10 protein-coding genes are annotated in these 25,437 nt (G+C 61.4%); 6 read left to right on the forward strand and 4 right to left on the reverse strand.

The genetic code is table 11. The features are described from left to right. The 3 genes from ACTWLJ_RS26065 to ACTWLJ_RS26075 all read right to left on the reverse strand — a co-directional run bounded on the left by ACTWLJ_RS26065 (nt 1) and on the right by ACTWLJ_RS26075 (nt 17,798). Entirely contained in the window at nt 1-15,579 is a 15,579-nt protein-coding gene (locus tag ACTWLJ_RS26065) for a non-ribosomal peptide synthetase (RefSeq protein ID WP_445179056.1), read from the reverse strand. Between the two features lie 232 nt (nt 15,580-15,811). Beyond that, nucleotides 15,812-16,546: a thioesterase II family protein gene (locus ACTWLJ_RS26070; RefSeq protein WP_401210472.1), complete on the reverse strand. Its 735-nt coding sequence runs from the start codon at nt 16,544-16,546 to the stop codon at nt 15,812-15,814. 79 nt (nt 16,547-16,625) lie between these two features. Then, entirely contained in the window at nt 16,626-17,798 is a 1,173-nt protein-coding gene (locus ACTWLJ_RS26075) for an MFS transporter (RefSeq protein ID WP_445179057.1), read from the reverse strand. A gap of 261 nt (nt 17,799-18,059) precedes the next feature. On the opposite strand from ACTWLJ_RS26075, the gene ACTWLJ_RS26080 reads away from it, so the two are divergent. The 4 genes from ACTWLJ_RS26080 (at nt 18,060) to ACTWLJ_RS26095 (ending at nt 22,468) form a co-directional block, all read left to right on the forward strand. Further along, nucleotides 18,060-18,860: a glucose 1-dehydrogenase gene (locus ACTWLJ_RS26080; protein ID WP_445179058.1), complete on the forward strand. Its 801-nt coding sequence runs from the start codon at nt 18,060-18,062 to the stop codon at nt 18,858-18,860. Beyond that, a complete protein-coding gene (locus ACTWLJ_RS26085) occupies nt 18,853-20,679 on the forward strand; it encodes a glycoside hydrolase family 15 protein (RefSeq protein WP_445179059.1) in 1,827 nt (608 codons plus the stop codon). The genes ACTWLJ_RS26080 and ACTWLJ_RS26085 overlap by 8 nt, the downstream gene beginning before the upstream one ends. 391 nt (nt 20,680-21,070) lie before the next feature. Continuing rightward, nucleotides 21,071-21,466, forward strand: a complete 396-nt coding sequence (locus ACTWLJ_RS26090; protein ID WP_445179060.1) for a hypothetical protein — start codon at nt 21,071-21,073, stop codon at nt 21,464-21,466. Nucleotides 21,467-21,574: 108 nt separating this feature from the next. Then, nucleotides 21,575-22,468, forward strand: coding sequence for an alpha/beta fold hydrolase (locus tag ACTWLJ_RS26095; RefSeq protein WP_445179061.1), 894 nt, complete (start codon nt 21,575-21,577; stop codon nt 22,466-22,468). Here ACTWLJ_RS26095 and ACTWLJ_RS26100 read toward each other — a convergent pair. Then, on the reverse strand, nt 22,437-23,420 hold the full coding sequence (locus tag ACTWLJ_RS26100) for a GlxA family transcriptional regulator (protein WP_445179062.1): 984 nt from the start codon (nt 23,418-23,420) through the stop codon (nt 22,437-22,439). The genes ACTWLJ_RS26095 and ACTWLJ_RS26100 overlap by 32 nt on opposite strands. An 89-nt stretch (nt 23,421-23,509) precedes the next feature. Between ACTWLJ_RS26100 and inhA the strand changes: the two genes are divergently transcribed. Both inhA and ACTWLJ_RS26110 read left to right on the forward strand, forming a co-directional pair. Next, nucleotides 23,510-24,196: an isonitrile hydratase gene (gene inhA, locus ACTWLJ_RS26105; protein ID WP_445179063.1), complete on the forward strand. Its 687-nt coding sequence runs from the start codon at nt 23,510-23,512 to the stop codon at nt 24,194-24,196. 366 nt (nt 24,197-24,562) lie between these two features. Beyond that, nucleotides 24,563-25,354, forward strand: coding sequence for a CPBP family glutamic-type intramembrane protease (locus ACTWLJ_RS26110; RefSeq protein WP_445179064.1), 792 nt, complete (start codon nt 24,563-24,565; stop codon nt 25,352-25,354). Nucleotides 25,355-25,437 lie beyond the last annotated feature (83 nt).

The raw sequence follows: 25,437 nt of genomic DNA on the forward strand, positions 1-25,437 counted from the left end.
TCAGGAAATCAGTTTTTCAAGTTCATCTGCTGATAAACGATTGAGAGCCTCCAAGGATTTAGCCAAAACATCATGAACGGGCTGCAAATCTGGTTGCAGGGCTTGAACGGCAGCGCAAAACGCCGCCAGATCGGCACTGGCGAACAGGCTTGCCAACGGAATTTCGAAGCCCAGCAGTTCCCGCAGGCGCAGTGCCACCTGGGTCGCCAGCAGCGAGTGACCACCGAGTTCGAAGAAGTTGTCGCTCAGGCCCACCCGCTCCAGCTTCAGCACTTCGGCCCAAACTCCTGCGATCTGCTGTTGCAGTTCGCTTTGCGGCGCCACGTAGACGTTTTGCAGCAAACTGGCGTCCGGTTGCGGCAACGCCTTGCGGTCGAGTTTGCCGTTGGCGGTCAGCGGCAGGCTGTCAAGCAGCAACAGATGCGCCGGCACCATGTAATCCGGCAAGTTGTGCTTGAGCGCCTGACGCAGGTGTTCACGCCATTGGCCCTGCTGATCAAGTTCCACCGATTGATCGGCCACCAGATACGCAACCAGTTGCACACCACCGGCACCCGGCTGATCGAGCACCACAGCCTGGCGAATCTGCGGCAGCGCCAGCAATTGCGCCTCGATCTCGCCCAGTTCGATACGGAAGCCACGAATCTTCACCTGATGGTCGATGCGTCCGGCGTACTCGATGCGCCCATCAGCGCGATAACGCGCCAGGTCACCGGTGCGATACAGACGCGCCCCGACATCACCAAACGGGTTGGGTACAAAGCGCAGGGCGCTGAGGTCCGCGCGCTTGAGATAACCGCGTGCCAGGCCAGCACCGCTGACGTGCAGTTCACCGATACAACCCCTGGCCACCGGGTTGAGGTCAGCGTCGAGCACATACCAGCCCAGATCCGGGATCGGATCGCCCAGCGGGCTGCCGGCATCCTGTTCCAGGTCGGCCAGACTCAGCGGACGATAGGTCACGTGCACCGTGGTTTCGGTGATGCCGTACATGTTGATCAACTGCGGAGCCGAATCGCCGAAACGTTCGAACCATGGGCGCAGGCTGCGCACTTCCAGCGCCTCGCCACCGAACACGACATAACGCAGCGACGGCTGCTGAGCCTGTGGAGTATCGCAAGCCACTTGCATCAGTTGTTTGAAGGCCGACGGCGTCTGGTTAAGCACGGTTATGCGCTCGCGGCAGAGCAACTCGTAGAACTCCTGCGGCGAACGGCTGACTGTGTGCGGCACGATCACCAGACGCCCGCCGTGCAGCAGCGCGCCAAAAATTTCCCAGACCGAGAAATCGAATGCGTAGGAGTGGAACAGCGTCCAGCGATCTTCGGCACCGAAACCGAACCAGCCATCGGTGGCCTCGAACAGACGCAGCACATTGTCGTGCGCCAGCAGCGTGCCTTTCGGCTTGCCGGTGGAGCCCGAGGTGTAGATCACATAGGCGAGGCTGGCACTGTCGGCCCAGACTTGTGGATCATTGGCCGGTTGCGCCTGCCAGGTCGCGTCATCGCCCAGCAGCAACGTCTCGACGCTGGGCGCAAGTTCCAGGTGATCAAGCACGCCCGGTTGCATCAACAACAGAGTGATCTCGCTGTCTTCGATCATGTATTGCAGGCGCTCGGCCGGGTACTGCGGGTCCAGCGGCAGATAAGCACCGCCGGCCTTGAGGATGGCTACCAGGCCGACGATCATTTCGATCGAGCGCTCGGCGGCAAGCCCGACCAGTACGTCGGCGCCCACCCCTCGGGCGATCAACCCATGAGCCAGACGGTTGGCTCGAATATTGAGCTCGCCGTAGGTCAATTGCTCATCACCCAGGCTGACGGCAATCGCATTCGGCGACTGACGAACTTGCGCTTCGATCAACTGCTGCAAGGTGCAGGTTTGCGCGAAAGTCGCCGGCTCGCGGTTCCAGTCGCGCAGCACCGCTTGTTGCTGCACGGCGTCGAACAGGCCGATCTCGGACAGCCGCCGCTGGGCCGGCGAAACGGCCATTTGCTGCAACAGGTGCAGCAAGTGGCCGCCGATCTGCTCGATCTGCGCTGCGCTGAAATGCTGACAGGCATAAGCGAACTGCAACGACAGGCTCTCGCCCATGTCCACCAGTACGGTCAGCGGCAGATTGGTCTGCTCCTGACTGGACGCCTGACCAAAACGCAGGCCCTGCGCTGCACCGCTGTTCAGGGCTGCGGAGACCGGATAGTTCTCGAAGACCAACAGGCTGTCGAACAGTCCTTCGCCGCGCTGTCCTGACCAGCGCTGAATATCCGCCAGCGGTGTGTATTCGAAATCGCGCATGGCCAGATTCAGTGCCTGCACCGATTGCAGCCAGTCCCCAAGACTCTGCTCGGCACGCGGACGAGCAATCACCGGCAGCGTATTGATGAACAACCCGACCTGCTGCTCGATACCCGGCAATTCTGCCGGACGACCGGCGACCGTAGCGCCGAACGCAACGGTCTGCTGACCGGTGTAACGTTGCAACAGCAACAGCCACGCGGCCTGCACCAGCGTATTGAGGGTGACTTTCTGCTGGCGGGCGAACTCGCCCAGACGCAGCGTCTGCTCTGTGTCCAGCAGTCGCGTGTGCTGCGCATAACCGCTGACGCCGGACGCTGCGGCATTGTCGAGGCAACTGCGAGCCAGGTGCGTCGGCTCGTCCAGATCAGCCAGCCGCTCGCTCCAGAAGCGCTCGCTGGCCTGACTGTCCTGACGTTGTAGCCAGCCGATGTAGTCCGCATAACGGCCCACCGGCGCGAGCGGCGTTTCACCGGCGTATCGTTGCAACACTTCGCCGAGCAACTGCGAGTTGCTCCAGCCATCCATCAGGATGTGATGGCTGGTGTAGAGCATTTCATGGCTGTCCTCGCCAGTGCGCACCAGGACCAGGCGCAGCAACGGCGCCTGCAGCAGATCAAAGCCTTGTTGCAGTTGTTCCTGCGCCAGGCTGTCGAGTGCCTGGACGAGATCGCTGCGTCCGCGCCAGTCGTGCAGGCTGAACGGCAGTTGTGCCTGACGCTGGACGATCTGCAGCGGTTGTTCCTGCTCGCTGATCCAGACAAACCGCGTGCGCAGAATCGAATGACTGTCCACCGCAGCTTGCCAGGCCTGACGCAGACGCTCGGCATCGAGGCCCTGCACGCTGACGCGCATCTGGTTGATGTAATCCCCCGAGCCTTGCTCATACAGGCTATGGAACAACATGCCCTGCTGCATTGGCGACAGCGGATAGATGTCTTCGACATCGGCTCCGGCGCCCGGCAAGGCATCGAGCTGGTTCTGACTCAGCGGTGCCAGCGGGAAGTCGGACGGCGTGATCCCGGCATGCTGTGGATCGCAGCAGTGGGCGATCAGTGCAGCCAGTTCCGCAGCATAATCATCGGCCAGACGTTGTACCGTGGCGTCGTCGAACATCTCGCGACTGAAGGTCCAGCCCAGGCTAAGCTCGCCAGCATAGACCTGACCGTTAAGCTCCAGCCAGTTGCCCAGCGGCGCCAGCGCGCTCTGCTCGTCACCGCCACGTTCACTGGCCGGCACAAACAGCGCCGCTTCGTCGAACTGCGTATCGAACTGCCCCAGATAGTTGAAGGTGATGCGTGGGGTTGGCAATGCCGCGAGCTCACGACGGGTCGCCTCATCACCGAAGTAACGCAGCACACCAAAGCCCAGGCCCTTGTCGGGAATCGCGCGCAACTGTTCCTTGATCTGCTTGATCGAGCCGTCGAAGGTTTCAGTCGGGGTCAGACGCACCGGGAACAGGCTGGTGAACCAGCCCACGGTACGACTCAGATCGATACCGTCGAACAGATCCTCACGGCCATGACCTTCGAGCTGGATCAGCGTCGATGGCTGACCGCTCCAGCGGCAAATCACTCGTGCCAGTGCGGTCATCAGCAAGTCGTTGACCTGAGTGCGATAGGCCGCCGGGGCCTGTTGCAACAGTTGTCGGGTCAGGGTCTGGTCGAGGCGCGTCTGCACCGTGTGCGCATGACGGTTCTGCAGACTGCCGTGCGGGTTGTTGCATGGCAGATCCGGCACCGCACCGGTCAATTGCGCACGCCACAGTTCGAGTTCATCTGCGCGTTGCGGGGCATGTTGCTGCAAGCGTTCGGCCCAGTGCTTGAAGGCGCTGGTCTTGGCCGGCAGTTTCAACGGCTGGACCTGCTGGCCCTGCACATAAGCGCTGTGCAGGTCTTCGAGCAGAATCCGCCACGACACCCCATCGACCACCAAATGGTGAACCGCCAGCAACAGACGTTGCGAGCCATCGGCCAGGGTCAGCAACAGGCCGCGCAGCAACGGGCCTTGCGCCAGATCGAAGCTGCGTTGAGCCGCAAGGCAGGCGGCCTGCATCTGCTCATCGTCGGCCACGGCGGATTGCATCAGCAAGGTATCACTGGCCGCCGGCTCACGATGGCTGGCGGTCCAGCCGTCAGCCGATTCGGTGAACGCCAGACGCAACGCATCGTGGTGATTCACCAGGCCCTGCAAGGCTTGCTCAAGCACCGCAGCGTCAAGATTTTGTGCCGGTTTGAGCAACACCGACTGGTTCCAGTGATGGCGCTCGGCAATCTCTGATTCAAGAAACAACTGCTGGAACGGCAGCAACGGTGTCGTGCCGCTGACCGGACCTTGAGGAAACTGCGGACCACTGTTGCCCAGCGTGGCGACGCCGGCCAGCGCCTGCACGCTCTGGTACTGGAACAGGTCTTTCGGCGTGAAGCGAATGCCCGCCTGACGAGCGCGAGCCACCACTTGAATCGAGATGATCGAATCGCCACCCAGTTCAAAGAAGTTGTCGCTCAGCCCTACCCGTTCCAGCTTCAGCACATCGGCCCAGACGGCGGCGATGCGTTGCTCCAGTTCGGTACGTGGCGCGATGTATTGTGCCTTGCCTTGATTCAACTCGGGTTTCGGCAACGCCTTGCGATCCAGCTTGCCGTTGGGGCTGAGCGGCATCTGCGCCAGACTCAGCCACTGGTTCGGAACCATGTACTCCGGCAGGCCGCTGTGCAGATGACGCATCAGAGCATCGCGCCAATCGGGGGATTCCTGCGCCAGCACGACGTACCCGGTCAAGTGCTTGCCGTCGATCACCAACACCGCAGCTTCGCGTACATCGGCATGCTCGAGCAGGCGCGCTTCGATCTCGCCGAGTTCGATGCGCAGCCCACGTAATTTGACCTGATGGTCGATGCGCCCGGCGTATTCGATCACCCCGTCGGCGCGATAACGCGCCAGGTCACCAGTGCGGTAGATCCGCTCGCCATTGCCGAACGGGCTGACCGCAAAACGCTCGGCGGTCAGCGCCGGGCGCTGGTGATAACCGCGCGCCAGACCGATACCGGCCAGATACAACTCGCCCAACACACCCGCCGGTACCGGCTGCAGTTGGTCGTCGAGGATGTAGCAGCCGAGGTTGGCGATCGGTTGACCGATCGGCACGCTGTCGCGGCCCTCCTCCACACAGGTCCAGTGAGTCACGTCGATGGCCGCTTCGGTCGGGCCATAAAGGTTGTACAGACCGGCCTGCGGCAGCTTGGCGAACACTTGTTGCTGGGCATCCGCCGGCAACGCTTCGCCGCTGCAGACAATGCGTTGCAGACTGGCGCAAGTGGCGACGTCGCTGTCCTGCAGGAAGGCTTGCAACATCGACGGTACGAAGTGCAGCGTGGTAATCCGTTCGCGGTTGATCAACTCGACCAGTTTTGTTGGATCGCGGTGATCGCCCGGAGCCGCCACCACCAGACGCGCACCGGTCATCAGCGGCCAGAAGAACTCCCATACCGATACGTCGAAGCTGAACGGGGTCTTTTGCAGCACGCTGTCGCCTGCGCCGATGGCGTAGGCCTGTTGCATCCAGCACAAGCGGTTGGTCAGTGCGACATGACGGTTGCCAGCGCCTTTCGGTTTGCCGGTGGAGCCGGAGGTGTAGATCACGTAAGCGAGGTTTTCGCCGTCAACGATCACCTGCGGATTGACCGTCGGGTAAGCACCCAGCGGCGCGTCCAGCAACAGGGTTTGCACCTGACCACCCAATGGCAGTGCCTCAACCAGATGCGCCTGGGTCAGCAGCAATTGCACGCCGCTGTCCTCGATCATGTAGCGCAGACGATCCTGCGGGTACTCCGGGTCCAACGGCACATAGGCGCCACCAGCCTTCAACACCGCGAGCAAGCCGACGACCATTTCGATCGAACGCTCGGCAGCAATACCCACCAGACTTTCCTGGCCGACACCGGCGCCAATCAGCTTGTGCGCCAGTTGGTTGGCCCGGGCGTTGAGTTCTGCGTAGCTCAGGCGCGTTTCAGCGAACACCAGAGCCGGGGCATCGGGAGTTTGCAGCACCTGCGCTTCGATCAACTGTTGCACGCTGCGGTCGAGCGGGTAATCGGTCGCCGTGGCATTCCAGTCCTGGATGATGGTCTGACACTCTTCGGCGTCCAGCATCGGCAGCGCCTGCACCGCTTGCTGCGGCGCGGCGACAATGCCGCGTAGCAGCGCCTGCCAATGCCCGAGCAGACGGCTGATGGTTGCAGCGTCGAACAAATCGCTGGCGTAGGTCAGACTGACCATCAGTCCGGCGTCGGTTTCGGTGGTGTCGAGGGTCAGATCGAACTGCGCTGTAGCGCTGTTCCACATCAGGCCTTCAACGCGCAGATCGCTGACGGCTGTCACCGGGTCTTGTGTACTTTGATGGTTGAACAACACCTGGAACAGCGGGCTGTGGCTGAGGCTGCGCTCCGGCGCCAGCGCCTCGACCAGTTGCTCAAACGGCAGGTCCTGATGGGCCTGGGCACCGAGCGCCGCTTGCCGGGTTTGCATCAGCAGATCGCGGAAACCCGGCTCACCGTCAAACCGCGCACGCATCACTTGAGTGTTGACGAAGAAGCCGATCAGGCCTTCGGTTTCAGCGCGATTGCGGTTGGCAATCGGCACGCCGACACGCACGTCATCCTGACCGCTGTAGCGATGCAGCAAAGTCTGAAAAGAGGCCAGCAGAAGCATGAACAGCGTCACGCCTTCGCTCCGGGCCAGGTCGTGCAGTTGCGTGCTCAGTGCCGGTTCGAGCGCCAGATCCTGGCGTGCACCGCGATAGCTCTGCACCGCCGGGCGCGAGTGATCCAATGGCAATTCCAACACCGGTTGTTCGCCGCCCAATTGTGCGACCCAGTAGTCCAGTTGCCGCTGGCGTTCGCCGGCGTCCATCCATTGACGCTGCCATTGCGCGAAGTCGGCGTATTGCAGGGTCAGTGCTGGCAGCTCGATGGATTGTCCACTGCGTTGCGCGGCATACAGCGCCATCAGTTCACGAACCATGACCTGCATCGACCAACCATCAGAGACAATGTGATGCTGGGTTATCACCAGCACATGCTCGTCTGCCGCCACTCGCAGCAGACTGACCCGCAGCAATGGTCCGTTCAGCAGGTCGAACGGCTGGCTGATCTGCGCCTGTACCCAGTGCTGCACGGTGCCCGCATCGGTTTGCGGCAATGTCTGCTGTTCAATCAGCAACGAGCCTTGCGGATGAATGATCTGCACCGTGCGCTCGTCATCCTGACGGAACGTGGTACGCAACGGCTCGTGGCGCGCGACCAGTTGTTCGAAGCTGTGTTGCAACGCGACGATGTCCAGCGGCCCGTGCAAGCGCAATGCGCTGGGTACATGGTAAGCGGCGCTGTCCGGTTCCAGTTGCCAGAGGAACCACTGACGTTCCTGGGCATATGACAAGCGCAACCCCTCGCCACGCGTGACGGCCAGCATCGGCAGGCTTTCGCTGTGCTGCAAAGCACTGCACGCCGTGGCAAACCCCTGAAGGGTCGGGTGTTCGAACAGGGTACGCATCGGCACGTCGCGCTTGAGCACCTGACGTACCCGGGAGATCACCTGAGTCGCCAGCAGCGAGTGACCGCCGCGCTCGAAGAAGTGATCGTCGAGGCCTACCGGCCCCGACTCCAGCACTGCTTGCCAAATGTCTGCCAGTTGCACCTGCAGCAGGGTCTGCGGCGCGACGTAAGCCGTCTGTACCAGGCTGAAATCAATTTTCGGCAGTGCCGCACGGTCGAGTTTGCCGTTGTTGTTCAGCGGCAACGCGGCCAATGCCAGCAGGTGCGCAGGCACCATGTAATCCGGCAGCGCCTGTTGCAATGCAGCCTTGATCTGCGCCAGCCATTGCGCTTCGCCGAGCGCCGGTTCGCGGCCCGTTTCGGCCACCACGCAGGCGACCAATTGCGCGCCGCCGGCAAATTCCTGAGCGATGACCGCTGCCGCTCGCACGCCGTCCAGCGCTTGCAGGCAAGCTTCGATTTCGCCCATCTCGATGCGGAAACCGCGGATTTTCACTTGATGGTCGATACGCCCGGCATACTCCAGGTCACCGTTTTGGTTGTATCGGGCGAGGTCGCCACTGCGATACAGACGCGCACCCGGCTCACGGGCGAACGGGTCCGGCAGGAAGCGTTCGGCGGTCAGCGCCGGACGGTCGAAATACTGCTGCGCCAGACAGGCGCCCGCGCCAATGCACAACTCGCCAACACCACCGGCCGGCAACAATTGACCGGCGCTGTCGAGCACATACAAGGCACGACCGGCAATCGCCCGGCCAATCGGAATACCGAAGCTGTCGCTGGCATCGCTCAAGCGGCACTCATGCACGCTGGACACCACCGTGGCCTCGGTCGGCCCGTAGGTGTTGAGCAGACGCACGTGGCCCAGGCCGGCTTCATGCCACAGACGCAAACCCTCGACCGACATCGCTTCGCCGCCAACGTGCACCTGGCGCAACTTGCCCAGCCCCTTGACGTTGCCACTCGCGCATTCACGGGCCAACAGGAACCAGTAAGCCGCCGGCAAGTCGGCCAAGGTAACGTCGTGCCGGACGATTTCGTCGGCCAGGCGGGTGACGTCCCACAATTCGTCACCGCGCAGGATCAGCGCCGCACCGACGCACAATGGCGGATAGCACTGCTCGACAAAGCCGTCGAAGCTGAACGTCGCAAACTGCAGCACCCGATCCTGCGCCTCCAGCAGCGAATACTCGGCGCCGGTCTGGCAGAACTCCTGCAAGGCAGCATGATCGATGGCCACGCCTTTCGGCTGGCCGGTGGAGCCAGAGGTGTAAATCACGTAGGCCAGATCAGCGGCAACTGCAGTGTTCTGCGGGTCGCTGTCGGGGTAAGCCGCCAACTCGGTGGTGATGTCCGTCAGGTCCAGACGTACCAGGCCCGTTGGCAGTGCGACGTCGTCCAGCAGGCCGGACTCGCTCAGCAACAGATCGAGACGGCTGTCTTCGATCATGTAGGCCAGGCGCTGCGTCGGGTACTTCGAATCGAGCGGCACGTAGGCCGCGCCGGTCTTGAGCACCGCCAGCAGGCTGACAATCATCTGCGGGCTGCGATGCAAGGCCAGGCCGACACGTTTGCCCGGCGCCGCGCCGCTCGCCAACAAACGATGGGCGAGGCGGTTGGCTTGAACGTTCAGCTCGCCGTAGCTCAGCCTCAGTTCGCCAGCCTGTACCGCCAATGCCTGCGGTGTGACGCGCGCCTGTGCGGCAATGCGCTCGTGCACCAGACCTTGCTGCTGCAACTGCACCGCCGGTGGCTGGCAGTGTGCAAGCATCGTCCGGAGCGCCGTTGCATCGAGTAGTTGCAAGGCACCCAGTCGGGTCTGGGCACTGGCGACCAATTGTTCCAGCAGATGCCGCAGATTGGCGCATAGCGTTTGCACCTGCGCCGCACTGAAACGTGCCGCGTCGTAGCCCAGTTCAAGGCTCAGGCTGGCACCCAGTTCGATGCCTAGCGTCAGCGGGTAGTGGGTGCGCTCATGGTTGTGCAGGTTGCCGAAAGTCAGACCCGCTGGCGCACCTTGTTTGAGGGCTTCAGCTACCGGGAAGTTTTCGAACACCAGCAGGCTGTCGAACAGCGCTGATCCTTGCTGCCCGGCCCAGCCCTGAATGTCATAGAGCGGCACATGCTCGTATTCGCGCAGCGCCAGATTCTGTGCCTGCAAGTCACTCAGCCACTGGCCGACGCAGTGGTCCGGACGCAGGTTGCAGACCAGCGGCAAGGTGTTGATGAACAGTCCCAGTTGCTGCTCGATCCCCGGCAGCGGCGCCGAACGACCGGCCACGGTCGCACCGAACACCACGCAATCCTGCCCGGTATAGCGTTGCAACAACAGGCTCCAGGCCGCTTGCAACAAGGTGTTGAGGGTGACTTTTTGCTGACGGGCAAACTCGCCCAGACGGCGGGTTGTCGGTTCGTCGATCAGCTCGCGGTACTCGCCGCTGCCCTGCCCGTCCACCGGCGCACGCATTGCGTCGGCGAGCAGCGTCGGCGCTTGCAGCGGGGCCAGCGTGGCGTCCCAGAATTGCCGGTCGGCAACTGCCGATTGCTGCTGCAACCAGCCCATGTAATCACGGTAATTCGCCACCGGCGCCGGTTGCGCACGGCCAGTGGCGTAGTGCGAAATCACCTCGCCGAGCAACTGCGCATTGCTCCAGCCGTCCATCAGAATGTGGTGGCTGGTGTAGATCAGGTGCCAGGCATCGGCAGCAGTGCGTACCAGTTTCAGTCGCAACAATGGCGCGCTGTCCAGATCGAAACCACGGGCGCGTTCGGCGTCGGCCAGCGCGGCAGTGTCGATGCCGGTGGCACTGCCATCGAGCAATTCCAGTGGCAACACCACTTGACGGCTGATCACCTGATGAGCGCTGTTCAGGCCTTGCCAATGGAAGCTGCTGCGCAGCACGTCATGCCGCTCCAGCACCGCCTGCCAGGCAGCGGCGAAACGCTGCGGATCGAGGCCTTGAATGTCCAGGCGCATCTGACTGATATAAGCCTCGACCTGCGGTTCGTACAAGGTGTGGAACAACATGCCCTGCTGCATCGGCGACAGCGGATACAGGTCTTCGATGGCGGCAGCAGCCACCGGCAAGGCATCCAGTTGTGCCTGGCTGATACGTGCCAGCGGAAAGTCCGACGGCGTGGCCTGTGGTGCTTCGAGCGCACAGCAATGTTCGATCAGCGCGCCGAGTTCGGCGGCGTAATCATCGGCCAGACGCTGAACGGTGGCGACGTCGAACATCTCGCGACTGAACCCCCAGCTCAGGCTCAACTCGCCGCCATACACCTGACCTTCGACGGTCAGCCAGTTATCCAGCGGCGCTTGTTGGTCCTGTGCGGCACCGCCGCTCTCAGTGGCCGGCACCAACAGTGCCTGCTCGTCGAACTGACGGTCGAACTGCCCCAGATAGTTGAAGGTGATACGCGGCTGTGGCAGTGCTGCCAGTTCTTCGCGTATGTGCGGCGCGGCCAGATAACGCAGCACGCCATAACCCAGGCCTTTGTCCGGAACGGCGCGCAGTTGCTCCTTGATGGATTTGATCGAACCATCGAGGTCATCGGTGCAGGTCAGGTTCAGCGCGAACAGACTGGTGAACCAGCCCACGGTGCGCGTCAGGTCGATGTCGTCGAACAGATCTTCACGGCCATGACCTTCCAGTTGAATCAGGGTGCCCGGCTGTTTGCTCCAGCGGCTGACGGTACGCGCCAGCGCTGTCAACAACAGGTCATTGACCTGCGTGCGATAGGCCGCCGGCGCTTGTTGCAACAGTTGCCGGGTGCGCTCGGCGTCCAGACGCCATTCGATTTTCTGTCCATGCACATTCTGCAAACTGCCTTGCGGGCGTTCGCACGGCAGATCCTGCGCGGCCTCATGCTGGGTTTTCCAGTAGGCCAACTGATCGTCGAAGCGCGCTGCTTCACCACTCAAGCGTTGCGTCCAGCTCTGGAATGCGCTGGTCTTGGCCGGCAACTGCACGCCCCCGCCAGCGGCCAGTTGTTCGTAGGCTTGCTGCAAATCTTCCAACAGTACCCGCCAGGAAACACCATCGACTACCAGGTGATGCAGGATCAGCGACAACCGCTGAGTGCCGTCGGCCAACGTCACCAGCAGCGCCCGCAACAGCGGGCCGTTTGCCAATTCAAGGCTGCGCTGTGCGGCATCGCACAAGGCCGTCAGTTGCTCGGTGGACTCGGCATCGCGCTGCCACAGATCAGCGCTCTCGACTTGCGGGCCATAAACTTGTTGCCAGCCATCGGCGCCTTCGACAAATCGCAGGCGCAAGGCATCGTGATGGTTGAGCACTCGCGTCAACGCAGCGTCCAGCCGCTGCGCGTTCAGCGGCTCGCGAGGCGTCAGCAACAACGATTGGTTCCAGTGCTCGCGCAGCGGCATCACGCGGCTGAAAAACTGCTGTTGGATCGGCCCCAGTAACGCCTCGCCGGTCACCGGCCCCTGATCGATCGCACTGTGGCTGTCGAGTTTGGCCACCAGCGCCAGACTGCGTACGGTTTGATACTGGAACAAGTCCCGTGGACTGATGCGAATACCCGCCTGCCGAGCGCGGCTGACCACTTGAATCGAGATGATCGAGTCACCACCGAGTTCGAAGAAGTTGTCCTCCAGGCCGACGCGTTCGAGGCCGAGCACGTCTTCCCAAATCGCCGCGAGGGCCATTTGCATCGTGTCCTGCGGCGCAACAAATGCTTGCTGCGACGCGGCGTCGGGTTGTGGCAGGGCTTTGCGGTCGAGCTTGCCGTTGGCGGTCACCGGCAGTCTGGCCAGCGTCATCAGATAGGTCGGCACCATGAATTCCGGCAGACTGCCGAGCAACCACGCCTTGACGTCCTGCTGCCATTGCTCGTCCGCCTGGGCATTTTCCAGCACCAGATACGCGACCAGATGCTTGCCACCCTGCACCAGCACCACGGCCTCTCGCACCAGCGGATGCTGCATCAGACGGGTTTCGATTTCGCCAAGTTCGATGCGCAGACCGCGCAATTTGACCTGATGATCGAGACGACCGAGGTATTCGATCACCCCGTCGGCACGCTGGCGTACGCGGTCTCCGGTACGGTACAGCCGCGCTCCGTCATGGAACGGGCACGGCACAAAACGTTCGGCGGTCAGCGCCGGACGCTGATGATAACTGCGCGCCAGCCCCGCCCCGCCCAGATACAACTCGCCGGCCACACCGCTCGGCACCGGCAGCAGCTCGGCATCCAGCACATGCGTGCGCAGGTTGGCAATCGGCCGGCCAATCGGCACGCTGTCGGCGCCCTCATCGACGCAGGTCCAGTGAGTGACGTCGATGGCCGCTTCAGTCGGGCCATAGAGGTTGTACAGGTGGGCATTCGGCAGCTTGGCGAACACCTGCTGTTGCGCATCCAGCGGCAAGGCTTCGCCGCTGCACACGATACGTTTCAGACCTGCGCAGCTTTCGACGCCCGGCTCATGGATAAACGCCTGCAACATCGACGGCACAAAGTGCAGTGTGCTGATGGCATGACGGTTGATGGTCTCGATCAGTTGCAGCGGATCGCGATGCGCCCCCGGTGCGGCGACCACCAGACGAGCGCCAGTCAGCAGCGGCCAGAAAAACTCCCACACCGACACGTCGAAGCTGAACGGGGTTTTCTGCAACACCGAGTCGCTGCCGTCCAGTGCATACGCTTCCTGCATCCAGGACAAACGGTTGACCAGTGCGGCATGGCTGTTGCCGGCACCTTTCGGTTTGCCGGTGGAGCCCGAGGTGTAAATCACATACGCCAGATTCAACGGATCGACCACCACCTGCGGGCGGCTCTCGCTGTAGCGATCCAGCCAGTCGGCCTCCTGATCGAGAATGATCACCTGCACACCATCAGTCGGCACTCGCGACAGCAGCGAACTTTGAGTCAGCAGCAAGGTAATGCCACTGTCCTCGACCATGTAGGCCAGGCGCTCCTGCGGGTATTCCGGATCGAGCGGCACATAGGCACCACCAGCCTTGAGGATCGCCAGCAGGCCAACGACCATTTCGACCGAGCGCTCGACACAAATCCCGACCAGGCTATCCGCTTGAACACCCTGCTCGCGCAGCAAGTGCGCCAACTGATTGGCTCGGGCATCGAGTCGGGCATAGGTCAGCGTGTTCTCGCCAAACACCAGCGCCGGTGCATCTGGATTGCGCGCTACCTGCGCTTCGATCAGATGATGAATCGGCTGGCCGGTCGGGTACACCGCCTGCACATTGTTCCAGTCATGCACCAGCGTGTGTTGCTCGGCGGCATCGAGTAACGGCAACTCGCCAACCCGTTGCGAGGTATCGGCGACCATCGCCTGGAGCAGACGCGTCCAATGCCGCGCCATACGCTCGATGGTCGTGGCATCAAACAGATCGCTGGCGTAAGTCAGTGCCGCATGCAACTTGCCGCCCTTCTCCCAGGTGTCCAGGCTGAGGTCGAACTGAGTCGTGCGGCTCTGCCAGTCGAGACTGCTCAACGACAGGCCCGACGCTGTGCCGACGTTGGCCAGATCCGCAACTTGCGGCTGGTGGTTGTACATCACCTGGAACAGCGGCGTATGGCTCAAGCTGCGTTCCAGTTTCAAGGCCTCGACCAGCCGCTCGAACGGCAGATCCTGGTGGGCCTGAGCGCCGAGCGCGGTTTCCTTGATGGCGCGCAACAGATCATCGACCTGGGTCTGACCATCGAGTTGCGTGCGCAATACCTGGGTGTTGACGAAGAAGCCGATCAGGCCTTCGATTTCCGCACGGTTGCGGTTGGCGATCGGCACGCCGATGCGGATGTCGGTCTGGCCGGTATAACGGTGCAGCAGCGCATTGAAGGCACCGAGCAACAACATGAACAGCGTGACCTGATGCTTCTGTGCGGTGTTGCGCAGTTGCTCGGCCAATTGGCCGTCGACAGCGAATTCGTAGCGGGTGCCGCGATAGCTCGGCACTGCCGGACGCGAATGATCCAGCGGCAGTTCCAGCACCGGATGTTCATCACCCAGTTGTGCCTGCCAGTATTGCAATTGCCGCGCCTGCTCGCCGGCCTCCAGCCAGCGCCGCTGCCACAGCGCATAGTCGCTGTACTGGACCGGCAGCGCCGCCAGTTGCGGCTGCGCGCCTGCATCAAAGGCGTCGTAGCAGTGGATGAATTCGTCGATCAGCACGTTCATCGACCAGCCATCGGAGACGATGTGGTGCAAGGTCAGCAGCAGAACGTGTTCATCAGCGCCGAGCTTCAGCAGGGACACACGCAGCAACGGGCCCGTCGCCAGATCGAACGGCTGCACCGATTGCTGTTCGGCAGCACGGCTGACCGCCTGCTCGCGCTCATCGGCCGGCAGTGGGCTGAAATCCCCGTGATTGATGATCAGCGGCGCGGTGGCCGGCACTTGCCGCAAGCTGTCGTCAGGCTGGCGCTGGAATACCGTGCGCAGAGTTTCGTGACGCTCCACCAGGCTGGCGAACGATTGTTCCAGCGCCGCCAGATTCAGTTGCCCGCTCAGGCGCACCGCACCCGGCAAATTGTAGGCGCCGCTCTGCGGATCGAGTTGCCAGAGAAACCACATCCGCTGTTGCGCGTAGGACAACGCCTGGCGATCCTCGGCTTCAATGCCGGCGGGGATCGGGAATCGAGCGAAATCCACGCCCTCCTTTTGCAGGGCCGCGAGGAACATCTGGCGCTTTTCCAGGGGCAACCCGATAAACCGGCGAGCAAGTTTCAAGGAGTCTTCAGCATTCATTTCTTAGCATCCGGATCAGTAGGCAGGAAGCACAAAGGCACGTCGTCCCTATAAAACGAATCCAGACCGGAAAAATTAGCGAATGAGAACAACTGGCAGACAGGACGCCTGGGGAGAAATGAACAAGGCACAAATCAATGCGCGAGCGGGCTTGCTCGCGAACGCGGTGTATCAGCCGAGATCATTGGCGGCTGATAAAACCTTCGCGAGCAAGCACGCTCCCACAGAAAAATCAGGCGCTGACGAGCAGACCGTGCCGTCGATGATGCACATCCAGCTGATCCTTGATCACCCGCAGCACTTTGGCTTCGTGCTCATGAATGAAGAAGTGCCCACCGGCCAGCATGTCCACGGAAAAGCTGCCGTGGGTTTCCTTGCTCCAGCCAATCAATTGTTCAGTGGTGGCACGATCAGTGGTGCCGCCAAGCACATGCACAGGGCATTTGAGCAACGGACGCTGGATCGGCTGAAAGCGTCCGCACAGCAGAAAATCAGCTCGTAGCACCGGCAGCGTGAGACTCATCAACTCGTCGTTGGCGAGGATCTCTTCACTGGTGCCATTGAGGGTGCGCAGTTGATTGATCAATTCGGCATCGGTCTTGGGCTCGGAGAAACCACGGTCGTAGTCGCTGCGCATGGTCGGCGCCGCGGTACCGGAGGCAAATAACGCCACGGGCTCCGGCAACCCCAGTGCGCGCAGTGCGTGAGCCAGTTCGCTGGCCAGCAATGCCCCCAGGCTATGGCCGAAAATCGCATACGGCGCACGCAATGAAGTTTGCAGCTCGGCCGCCAATTGACGCGCCAGTGCACGCATGTCGGTTTGCAGCGCTTCGCCGAATCGCGCGCCGCGTCCCGGCAGTTCGACCGGTTGCAGCGTCAGCCACTCTGGCAGTTTGCGCCGCCAGCGGCTGTAAACCATGGCACTGGCGCCCGAATAAGGAAGGCACAGCAATGTCAGCTGAGTCACCCGGCTTACCTCGAAAAGTTGTCTGTATAGAAGAACGAAAGCGACCTTGTAGAAATTAGCCCTCGCCCCTGCCATCCAGTCACTTCAGGTGTCGGAAACTTTGCACCGCTGCGCCCAATACCACGGCCCCGGCGGCAATCGCCAGCCAGAACCCGCTACGTGCGCCAAACGCGTCCACCAGCCAGCCGGAACTGGCGGCGCCGATGGCCACGCCGATACTCAAACCCGTCACCAGCCAGGTCAGGCCTTCAGTGAGTTTGGCCGCTGGTACGATGCGTTCGACCAGCGCCATCGCCACAATCAGCGTCGGCGAAAAGAACAGCCCCGCGACAAATACCGCCAACGCCAGGCCGAAAATATTGGTCGCCAACAACAGCGGCAACGTGGTCACCGCCGTCGCCACACCGCCATACAGAAACAGCTGCGGCAACGGCAATTTCGAGCGCATTGCGCCGAAGGCGATCCCGGCCATACAGGAACCGATGGCATATACCGACAGCACAATACTCGCTGCCGCTGGCTGTCCCTGTTGCTGGGCAAACGCCACGCTGACCACGTCGACCACGCCGACGATAGTGCCCATGGCGACCATCAACAGCATCAGCAATTGAATGTCCCGCGAGCGGATGATCGAGCCTTGGTGATGCAGTTCATGTGGATGCACTGCCGGCTCGGTACTGCGTTGCGCGACAAACGCCGTAACGCCGATGGCCAGCATCAACAACGCGGCGAGCGGCCCGGCCTCGGGAAACGCAACCACACATAACCCGACAGACAATGGCGGGCCGACGATGAAACACACTTCATCAAGCACCGACTCCAGCGCATAAGCGGTCTGCAATTGCGGTTGACCACGATAGATTTCGGTCCAGCGCGCCCGCACCATCGCCGACATGCTCGGCATGCAACCGGCCAGAGCGGCGCAGATAAACAGCGTCCAGTGCGGCGCCTGCAAACGGGTGCAGATCAACAACATCAGCAGCGCCCCGCCACCGATCAATGCCGACACCGGCAGAATTCGTCCCTGACCATAGCGGTCGACCAGCCGCGAGACCTGCGGTGCACAAAACGCCGTGGCCAGAGCAAACGTCGCCGCCACTGCACCGGCCAATCCATAGCCACCCTGAAGCTGCGCGAGCATGGTGATCAAGCCGATACCGGTCATGGAGATCGGCATGCGCGCAATCATCCCGGCAATCACAAAGGCCCGGGCACCGGGGGCGTTGAACAGTTCGCGGTAAGGGTTTGCCATCGGATGCAGCCTCATTCAGGGCCGCCAAGTTGCCACAAGGCCAATGGGCGTGGAAGCAGTGAATTGTTGGTGGAGTGTGAAGCCCTTGCAGATCAAAAGATCGCAGCGTGCCGCAGCTCCAACCGGACTTACCCAAGAACCCTGTGGGAGCGGGCTTGCCCGCGAAGAGGCCCGAACCAACAACACAAAATCTTCAGAAATGAACTCTCTCTGCTCACCACCAGTCAGCTAGTTAAGCCCTCACCCAAGGCACAACCGCGCATGCACATTACCCTCGCCCGTCAGGTTGCACTGGTCACTGGCGCCAGCTCCGGCATTGGCCACGCAGCCGCCAAAGCCCTCGCCGCAGCGGGTGCCGCCGTTGTCATCAACTACAACCGTCAAGCCGAACCCGCACAGGAACTGGCCCGGCAGATCATCGCCGATGGCGGTCAGGCGCTGGCCATCGGCGCCGATGTGTCCAAGGAAGACGACGTTGAGCGGCTGTTCGCCGAGACGCTGGAAGCCTTCGGCTCACTGGACATTCTGGTCGCCAACTCCGGAATGCAAAAAGACGCAGCGGCTGTGGATATGTCGCTGGCGGACTGGAATCAGGTGATCGGCGTCAACCTCACCGGCCAGTTCCTCTGCGCCCGCGCCGCGTTACGCATCTTCAAGCGTCAGGGCATCCGCGAAGGTGTGTCGCGGGCTGCCGGCAAAATCATCCACATGAGTTCGGTGCACCAGCGCATTCCGTGGGCAGGGCATGTCAATTACGCCGCGTCCAAGGGCGGCGTTGATCAGTTGATGCAAACCCTGGCTCAGGAAGTCAGCCGTGAACGCATCCGCATCAACAGCATCGCGCCCGGAGCGATTCGCACGGCTATAAATAAAGAGGCCACCGAAGGCGCGGCCGGCGAAAAACTGCTCGACCTGATTCCCTACGGCCGTATCGGCGATGTCGAGGATGTCGCCAATGCAGTGGTGTTTCTCGCCTCCGACGCCGCCGACTACATTGTCGGCACCACCCTGTTCATCGATGGCGGCATGAGCCTCTATCCGGAGTTTCGCGGCAATGGCTGAACATTATCCCGAACGACAAAGCGCTATCGACGCCCACGGCATCATCGGCGACATGCGCACCGCGGCACTGGTCAACGACAAGGGCAGCGTGGATTTTTTCTGCTGGCCGGAGTTCGACAGCCCGACGATCTTCTGTTCGCTACTCGACAGTCCGGAGGCGGGGATTTTCCAGCTCGCACCGGATTTGCCGGATGCCCGCCGTGAGCAGATTTATCTGCCGGACACCAATGTTCTGCAAACCCGTTGGCTCAGTGAATTTGCGGTGGTGGAAATCACTGATCTGCTGCCGATTGGTGACAGCGTCGATGACCTGCCGCTGTTGATGCGTCGGGTCCGAGTGGTCAGCGGGGAAGCGAAGTTCCACATGCGCTGCGCGGTGCGCCACGACTATGCCCGCGCCGAAACCAGTGCGCAGATGGATGGGCAAACGGTGGTGTTCAGCGCCGGAGGTCGGCCATCGCTGCGCCTGGTAGCGGATCAGCCGATGCACATCGATGCCGAGTCGGCGCTGGCGTCGTTCAGCTTGAAACAGGATCAGAGCGCCGAGTTTCTACTCGGCGGTGCGGACGATCCGCGTTTTGCCGAGGACGCGGCCAAGTTGTGCATGGAACGCACACTGAAGTTCTGGCGCGACTGGATCGGCCAGTCGAACTACCGTGGCCGCTGGCGCGAAATGGTCAACCGTTCGGCGCTCGCGCTCAAGCTGCTGACCTCACGCAAACACGGGGCAATCCTCGCCGCTGCTACTTTCGGCCTGCCGGAAGCCGTCGGCGGCGAACGCAACTGGGATTACCGCTACACCTGGGTCCGCGACGCCTCGTTTACCGTGTACGCGTTCATGCGCCTGGGCTTTGTTGAAGAAGCCAACGCCTACATGCGCTGGATGCGCGGCCGGGTCAGTGATTGTCATGGCCAATCGATGAAGCTGAACATTCTGTACGCCATCGACGGCCGTCAGGAATTGCCGGAAACCGAACTCACGCATTTGTCCGGTCACGGCGGCGCAAAACCGGTGCGTATTGGCAACGGGGCCTTTGACCAGATTCAGCTGGATATCTTCGGCGAACTGATGGACGCGGTGTATCTGGTCAACAAGTACGGCGACGCGATTTCCCACGAAGGCTGGAAGCACGTGTGTGAAGTGGTCAATCAGGTGTGTGAGACCTGGCAGACCGAAGACGTCGGCATCTGGGAAATGCGCGGTGAGACGCACCATTTCCTGCACTCACGGCTGATGTGCTGGGTGGCGCTGGACCGGGCGATTCGGCTAGCCTCGAAACGCTCGCTGCCGGCCCCGTTTGCGCAATGGGATCAGACCCGTCAGGCGATCTACGCGGATATCTGGGACAACTTCTGGAATGAAGAGCGCGGGCATTTTGTGCAGTACAAGGGCGGCACTGCTCTCGATGGTTCGATGCTGTTGATGCCGCTGGTGCGTTTCGTCAGCGCCAAGGACCCGCGCTGGCTCTCGACGCTCGAAGCCATCGAGAAACATCTGGTGCGCGATGGCATGGTTTATCGCTATCGCAACGATGACGCCAATATCGACGGTTTGGCCGGCACCGAAGGCGCGTTTGCGGCGTGCTCGTTCTGGTACGTCGAATGCCTGGCCCGCGCCGGGCAGGTAGAAAAGGCGCATCTGGAATTCGAACAACTGCTGCGTTACGCCAACCCATTGGGGTTGTATGCCGAAGAGTTCGACAGCCACGGTCGGCATCTGGGCAATACCCCGCAGGCACTGACGCATCTGGCGTTGATCAGTGCGGCGAGTTTTCTGGATCGGCGGTTGAGTGGCGAAAAGGACTCGTGGCAGCCGTAATGTTCGTCAGAGCCTGTCGGAAATGTCCAATCGCACACAGTGTTTGTAGGATCTTGCCCACACATTTCTGAAAAATGTCTGCACTCTGTGGCGAGGGGATTTATCCCCGTTGGGCTGCGAAGCGGCCCCCGCCCCTGATCTTCTTACTCAATCACAGGTACCGCACCGGCTGGCTTTGCGACTGCTGCGCAGCCGAACGGGGATAAATCCCCTCGCCACAGTTATGCGGTTCGACGCCTACACGCCTTAAACAAATCACCCGCACTTCTTGCCCCGCAACTCGCACTTACACCCTGAAATACCTTGTTGCCAGCTGTTACATCCCCCCCTACCATCCACCGCAACGGGCACAGCGGAGCTGTCCAATAAAACCCGAATTCAAGGAACCAGAATGACCCAGCACGTCCACCGTCCCATCGACATGCCCTTGCGCACCGGCCTCAACCGCAGCCAACTCTGGGAAGCCGCCGACAACGGCCTGATCAAATGCTGGGAAGTCGGCCGCCAGCGCGCCGCACGCTTCCCCGACCTCGCCCAACGCTGCCTCGCCAATGAATTGCCTGTGCTGGGCTGGAAAGGTGGCGTCAGCCGCAGCCTGAAGAAAAACGAAAAATATGGCTCGCTGAAATATCTGGCGCAATGGCAAGGACTGCGCGGGGAGGATCTGGATATTGATCTGAATGCAGAGCGGGTGCTGACCTGTTCGCGGACGAAGATGGTGGTGACGTTTACCCCGGATCGAAGCAAATACTTCAATCAAATGCCCGAAACCGAAACCCCAGCCTGATAGAGCGACTGTGGCGAGGGAGCTTGCTCCCTCGCCACAAGGTTCATCTGCAACAGGTTCAGTGGTTTGGTCTAGTGTTGCTGGACGCTTAATTTTTCGGAGCCTTCCATGACTGACATCCAACATGTACGGACGCAGACCCTGGACATTGCCTGCGAAAATCAGGGTCCCGACAACGGCGATCCGGTGATTCTGCTTCACGGATTCCCCTACTCTCCCCGCGCCTACGATGAAATTGCTCCGGCCCTCGCCGCCAAGGGCTATCGGGTCATCGTTCCGTATCTGCGCGGCTACGGCCCAACCCGATTCAACAGCCCGGACACTTTGCGCTCTGGACAACAAGCGGCGCTGGCTCAGGATTTACTGGATTTGATGGATGCGTTGAGGATCGAACAAGCCACCCTCTGCGGTTATGACTGGGGTGGTCGGGCGGCGTGCATTGTTGCGGCGCTGTTTTCCGAGCGAGTGCGTGGGCTGGTGACCGGAGACGGCTATAACCTGCAGAACATCCCACATTCGATCCAGCCACTGAACCCCGAGACCGAGCATCGGCTGTGGTATCAGTATTACTTCCACACGCCACGCGGTGTTGAAGGTCTGAGGCAAAATCGACGGGAGTTTTGCGAACTGCTTTGGCGTCTGTGGTCGCCGACGTGGACGCAAAACGCCGAGCGCTATCCGCTGAGTGCCCCAGCCTTCGACAATCCCGACTTTGTCGACGTGGTGATTCACTCATACCGACATCGTTTCATGTATGCACCGGGCGATCCGGCGCTGGAATGGATGGAGCAACTGTTGACAAGGCAACCGGCAATCAGCGTGCCGACCATCTCCCTGTGTGGCGCCGATGACGGCGTCGGACCGGCGCCAGTAGAAGATGAGGACATAGACCATTTCACCGGGCCATATGAGCGGCGAGTACTGGTCGGTGTTGGCCACAACATTCCGGAAGAGGCTCCGCAAGCAACGCTCAAGGCATTACTGGATCTGTTGCAGCACTAACCGAAAACCGCTCCCGATAAGCCTGCGGCGTCACGCCAATCGCCCGTAGAAAACTGCGGCGCAAGGTTTCTTCGCTGCCAAACCCGCAGTTGGCTGCCACGCGTTTGACTGGCAGGCCGGTGTCGCTGAGCAATCGCCGTGCGGTTTCGACGCGGATCAGTTCGATAGCCCGCGCCGGGGTCTGGCCGGTGTCGGCGCGGTAGTGGCGGACGAAGCTGCGTTCGCTCATGCCGGCCTGTTCGGCGAGGGTCGGGATGCCGAGATCGCAGGTGAGGTTTTCGGCGATCCATGCATGCAGTTCGTCGAAGCGGTTGCCTTGATTTTGCAGGGACAGCGTCACGCTGAATTGTGATTGCCCGCCCGGGCGTTTGAGAAACACCACCAGATGCCGGGCGACGTCGAGCGCGATGTCGCTGCCCAGGTCTTCTTCGACCATGGCCAGCGCCAGGTCGATACCGGCAGTGACGCCCGCCGAGGTCCAGACCGGGCCGTCATTGATGAAGATCGGATTGGCCTCGACCTGCAAGTTCGGATGTTGCTGAGCCAGTTGTTCGCAGCGCGTCCAGTGGGTGACAACGCGGCGCCCGTCGAGCCAACCGCTGGCTGCCAGCAGAAACGCGCCGGTACATACCGACGCCACGCGCCGACATTTCGCGGCGTGCTCGCGCACCCAATCCACCAGCAGCACATCTTCGGCGGCGGGATAAATACCCCAGCCTCCAGCGATGATCAAGGTGTCGCTGGCCTCTTGCGGCAACGGTTCGGCCAGCACCGCCAAGCCCGCCGACGACATCACCGCCCCACCTTCGCTGGCGATCACGCTTGGCGCGTAGGGAATCGGCATTCCGCGCTGGCGGGCGATGTCGTTGGCCGAGGCAAACACCTGCAACGGCCCGGTGACGTCGAGGATCTGCATGTTGGCGAACGCGAGTACGTGAACGGCTTTGGGCATTTGGCGTAATTCGTGGGGTTATTGGCGTATGCGCCAGACGCTACGCGCCTACAGTGAAGCCGTCCACCCCTTTTAATGGAGCAAAAGCCATGGCGTTGCAGATCGGATTTCTGTTGTTTCCACAGGTGCAGCAACTGGACCTGACCGGGCCGTATGACGTGCTGGCGTCGTTGCCGGACGTGCAGGTGCATCTGATCTGGAAGGATCTGGTGCCGGTCACCGCGAGCACCGGTCTGGTGCTGAAACCGACTATTACCTTCGACGATTGCCCGGATCTGGATGTGATCTGCATTCCCGGTGGTGGCGGCGTCGGGCCGTTGATGGAGGACGAGCAGACACTGGAATTCATCAAGCGTCAGGCGGCGCAGGCGAAATATGTAACGTCGGTGTGCACTGGGTCGCTGGTGCTCGGCGCGGCGGGACTGCTTCGGGGCAAACGTGCGACCACGCACTGGGCGTATCACGAACTGTTGCCGACGCTGGGCGCGATTGCGGTCAAGGATCGCGTGGTACGTGACGGTAATCTGTTTACCGGTGGCGGGATTACCGCGGGGATCGATTTTGCCCTGACACTGGCTGCGGAATTGATCGGTGCCGAGGCCGCGCAAGTGCTGCAGTTGCAACTGGAATACGCGCCGGCTCCGCCGTTCAATGCGGGGAGCCCGGACACCGCGTCGCAGCACGTCCTCGACGAGGCTCGTAACCGCGCGGCGGCATCGTTGAAGACGCGCACGCAAATCACTGAGCGCGCGGCTGCCAGACTCAACCAGCACTGATCTTTCTGCTGAACACCAAATCCTGTGGGAGCGAGCTTGCTCGCGAAAGCTTTGTGTCAGTCAACATCAATATTGACTGACCGGACGCCTTCGCGGGCAAGCCCGCTCCCACAGGTTTTTGGGGCGTCCACGAAATTCATGGCAACCCAAATCCTCTGTGGGAGCTGGCTTGCCAGCGATAGCGGAGGGTCAGTTGAAGAAGATGTCAGCCTGCAATATTCATCGCTGGCAAGAGAGTTCCCACAGGTATTGATGTTGGCCAAAGGTTTGCGTCCTGTCCCGACTTCCCGCCACACCTTTACTTGTCCCCTGCCGCCCGCCCGTGTAGAAAGCCTTCCCCTGAGCATTTGAAACACAAGGATTCACATGAAGGCTTTGCCATGGCTCTATCTCGGGCTTCTCGCCATTGGTTACGGACTCGCTCTGTCGTACGGCAACCTCGGCTGGCTGGCGCTGATTTCCGTGGGGCTGCTGCTGGTCGCCGGTTTTGCCGTGCGCCAGCAAACCATCCCGGTCGCGCGGTACCTCGGGCATGGCCTGTTTATTGTTCTGGCCCTGTCGCTGGCCCTGCATTGGTTGCCGGGTTTTTATAACGGTCGTGCGATTGATCCGCAGCGTTTCAGCGACAATTCCGTGCCGTTTTCGATGTACATGAATCTGGACAAACCGCTGATCGGCTTCTGGCTGTTGCTGGCCTGCCCATGGATCGTCGCCCGACGCTCTTTGCGCCTGACCGTTTATGCCACAGCCCTGGCGCTGACCCTGAGCGTGATCCTCGCGCTGGGCGGTGCGCATCTGCTCGGCATGATCGCCTGGGCACCGAAATGGCCGGATCAATCGTGGATCTGGGTGCTGAACAATCTGCTGCTGGTGACGCTGGTCGAGGAAGCGCTGTTTCGCGGCTATATACAGGGAGGTCTGAGCCGGACATTCAAACAGCTGCCTTATGGCGAAAACCTTGCGCTGCTGCTCGCGTCTTTGCTGTTTGGCCTGGCCCACATCGGCGCGGGCTGGACTTGGGTGTTGCTGGCTGGTCTGGCGGGTATCGGCTACGGCCTGGCCTACCGCTTTGGCGGACTCGGTGCAGCAATCGCCACACATTTCGGCCTGAATCTGCTGCACTTCGGCCTGTTCACTTATCCGATGCTGGCGGGTTGAAACAAGGGCCGTTTTGCGACGCTGTACTGATTATTGAAAAATATTTTCAATAAATACCTGACACCGCCGACAACCTTTCAAAG

The organism is Pseudomonas sp. McL0111 (assembly GCF_052567255.1).

Bases quoted from the DNA above. Each gene is read 5' to 3' on its own strand.
- ACTWLJ_RS26065 (WP_445179056.1), bottom strand. From the start codon at position 15,579: ATGAATGCTGAAGACTCCTTGAAACTTGCTCGCCGGTTTATCGGGTTG.
- ACTWLJ_RS26075 (WP_445179057.1), bottom strand. From the start codon at position 17,798: ATGGCAAACCCTTACCGCGAACTGTTCAACGCCCCCGGTGCCCGGGCC.
- ACTWLJ_RS26080 (WP_445179058.1), top strand. From the start codon at position 18,060: ATGCACATTACCCTCGCCCGTCAGGTTGCACTGGTCACTGGCGCCAGC.
- ACTWLJ_RS26085 (WP_445179059.1), top strand. From the start codon at position 18,853: ATGGCTGAACATTATCCCGAACGACAAAGCGCTATCGACGCCCACGGC.
- ACTWLJ_RS26090 (WP_445179060.1), top strand. From the start codon at position 21,071: ATGACCCAGCACGTCCACCGTCCCATCGACATGCCCTTGCGCACCGGC.
- ACTWLJ_RS26095 (WP_445179061.1), top strand. From the start codon at position 21,575: ATGACTGACATCCAACATGTACGGACGCAGACCCTGGACATTGCCTGC.
- ACTWLJ_RS26100 (WP_445179062.1), bottom strand. From the start codon at position 23,420: ATGCCCAAAGCCGTTCACGTACTCGCGTTCGCCAACATGCAGATCCTC.
- inhA (WP_445179063.1), top strand. From the start codon at position 23,510: ATGGCGTTGCAGATCGGATTTCTGTTGTTTCCACAGGTGCAGCAACTG.
- ACTWLJ_RS26110 (WP_445179064.1), top strand. From the start codon at position 24,563: ATGAAGGCTTTGCCATGGCTCTATCTCGGGCTTCTCGCCATTGGTTAC.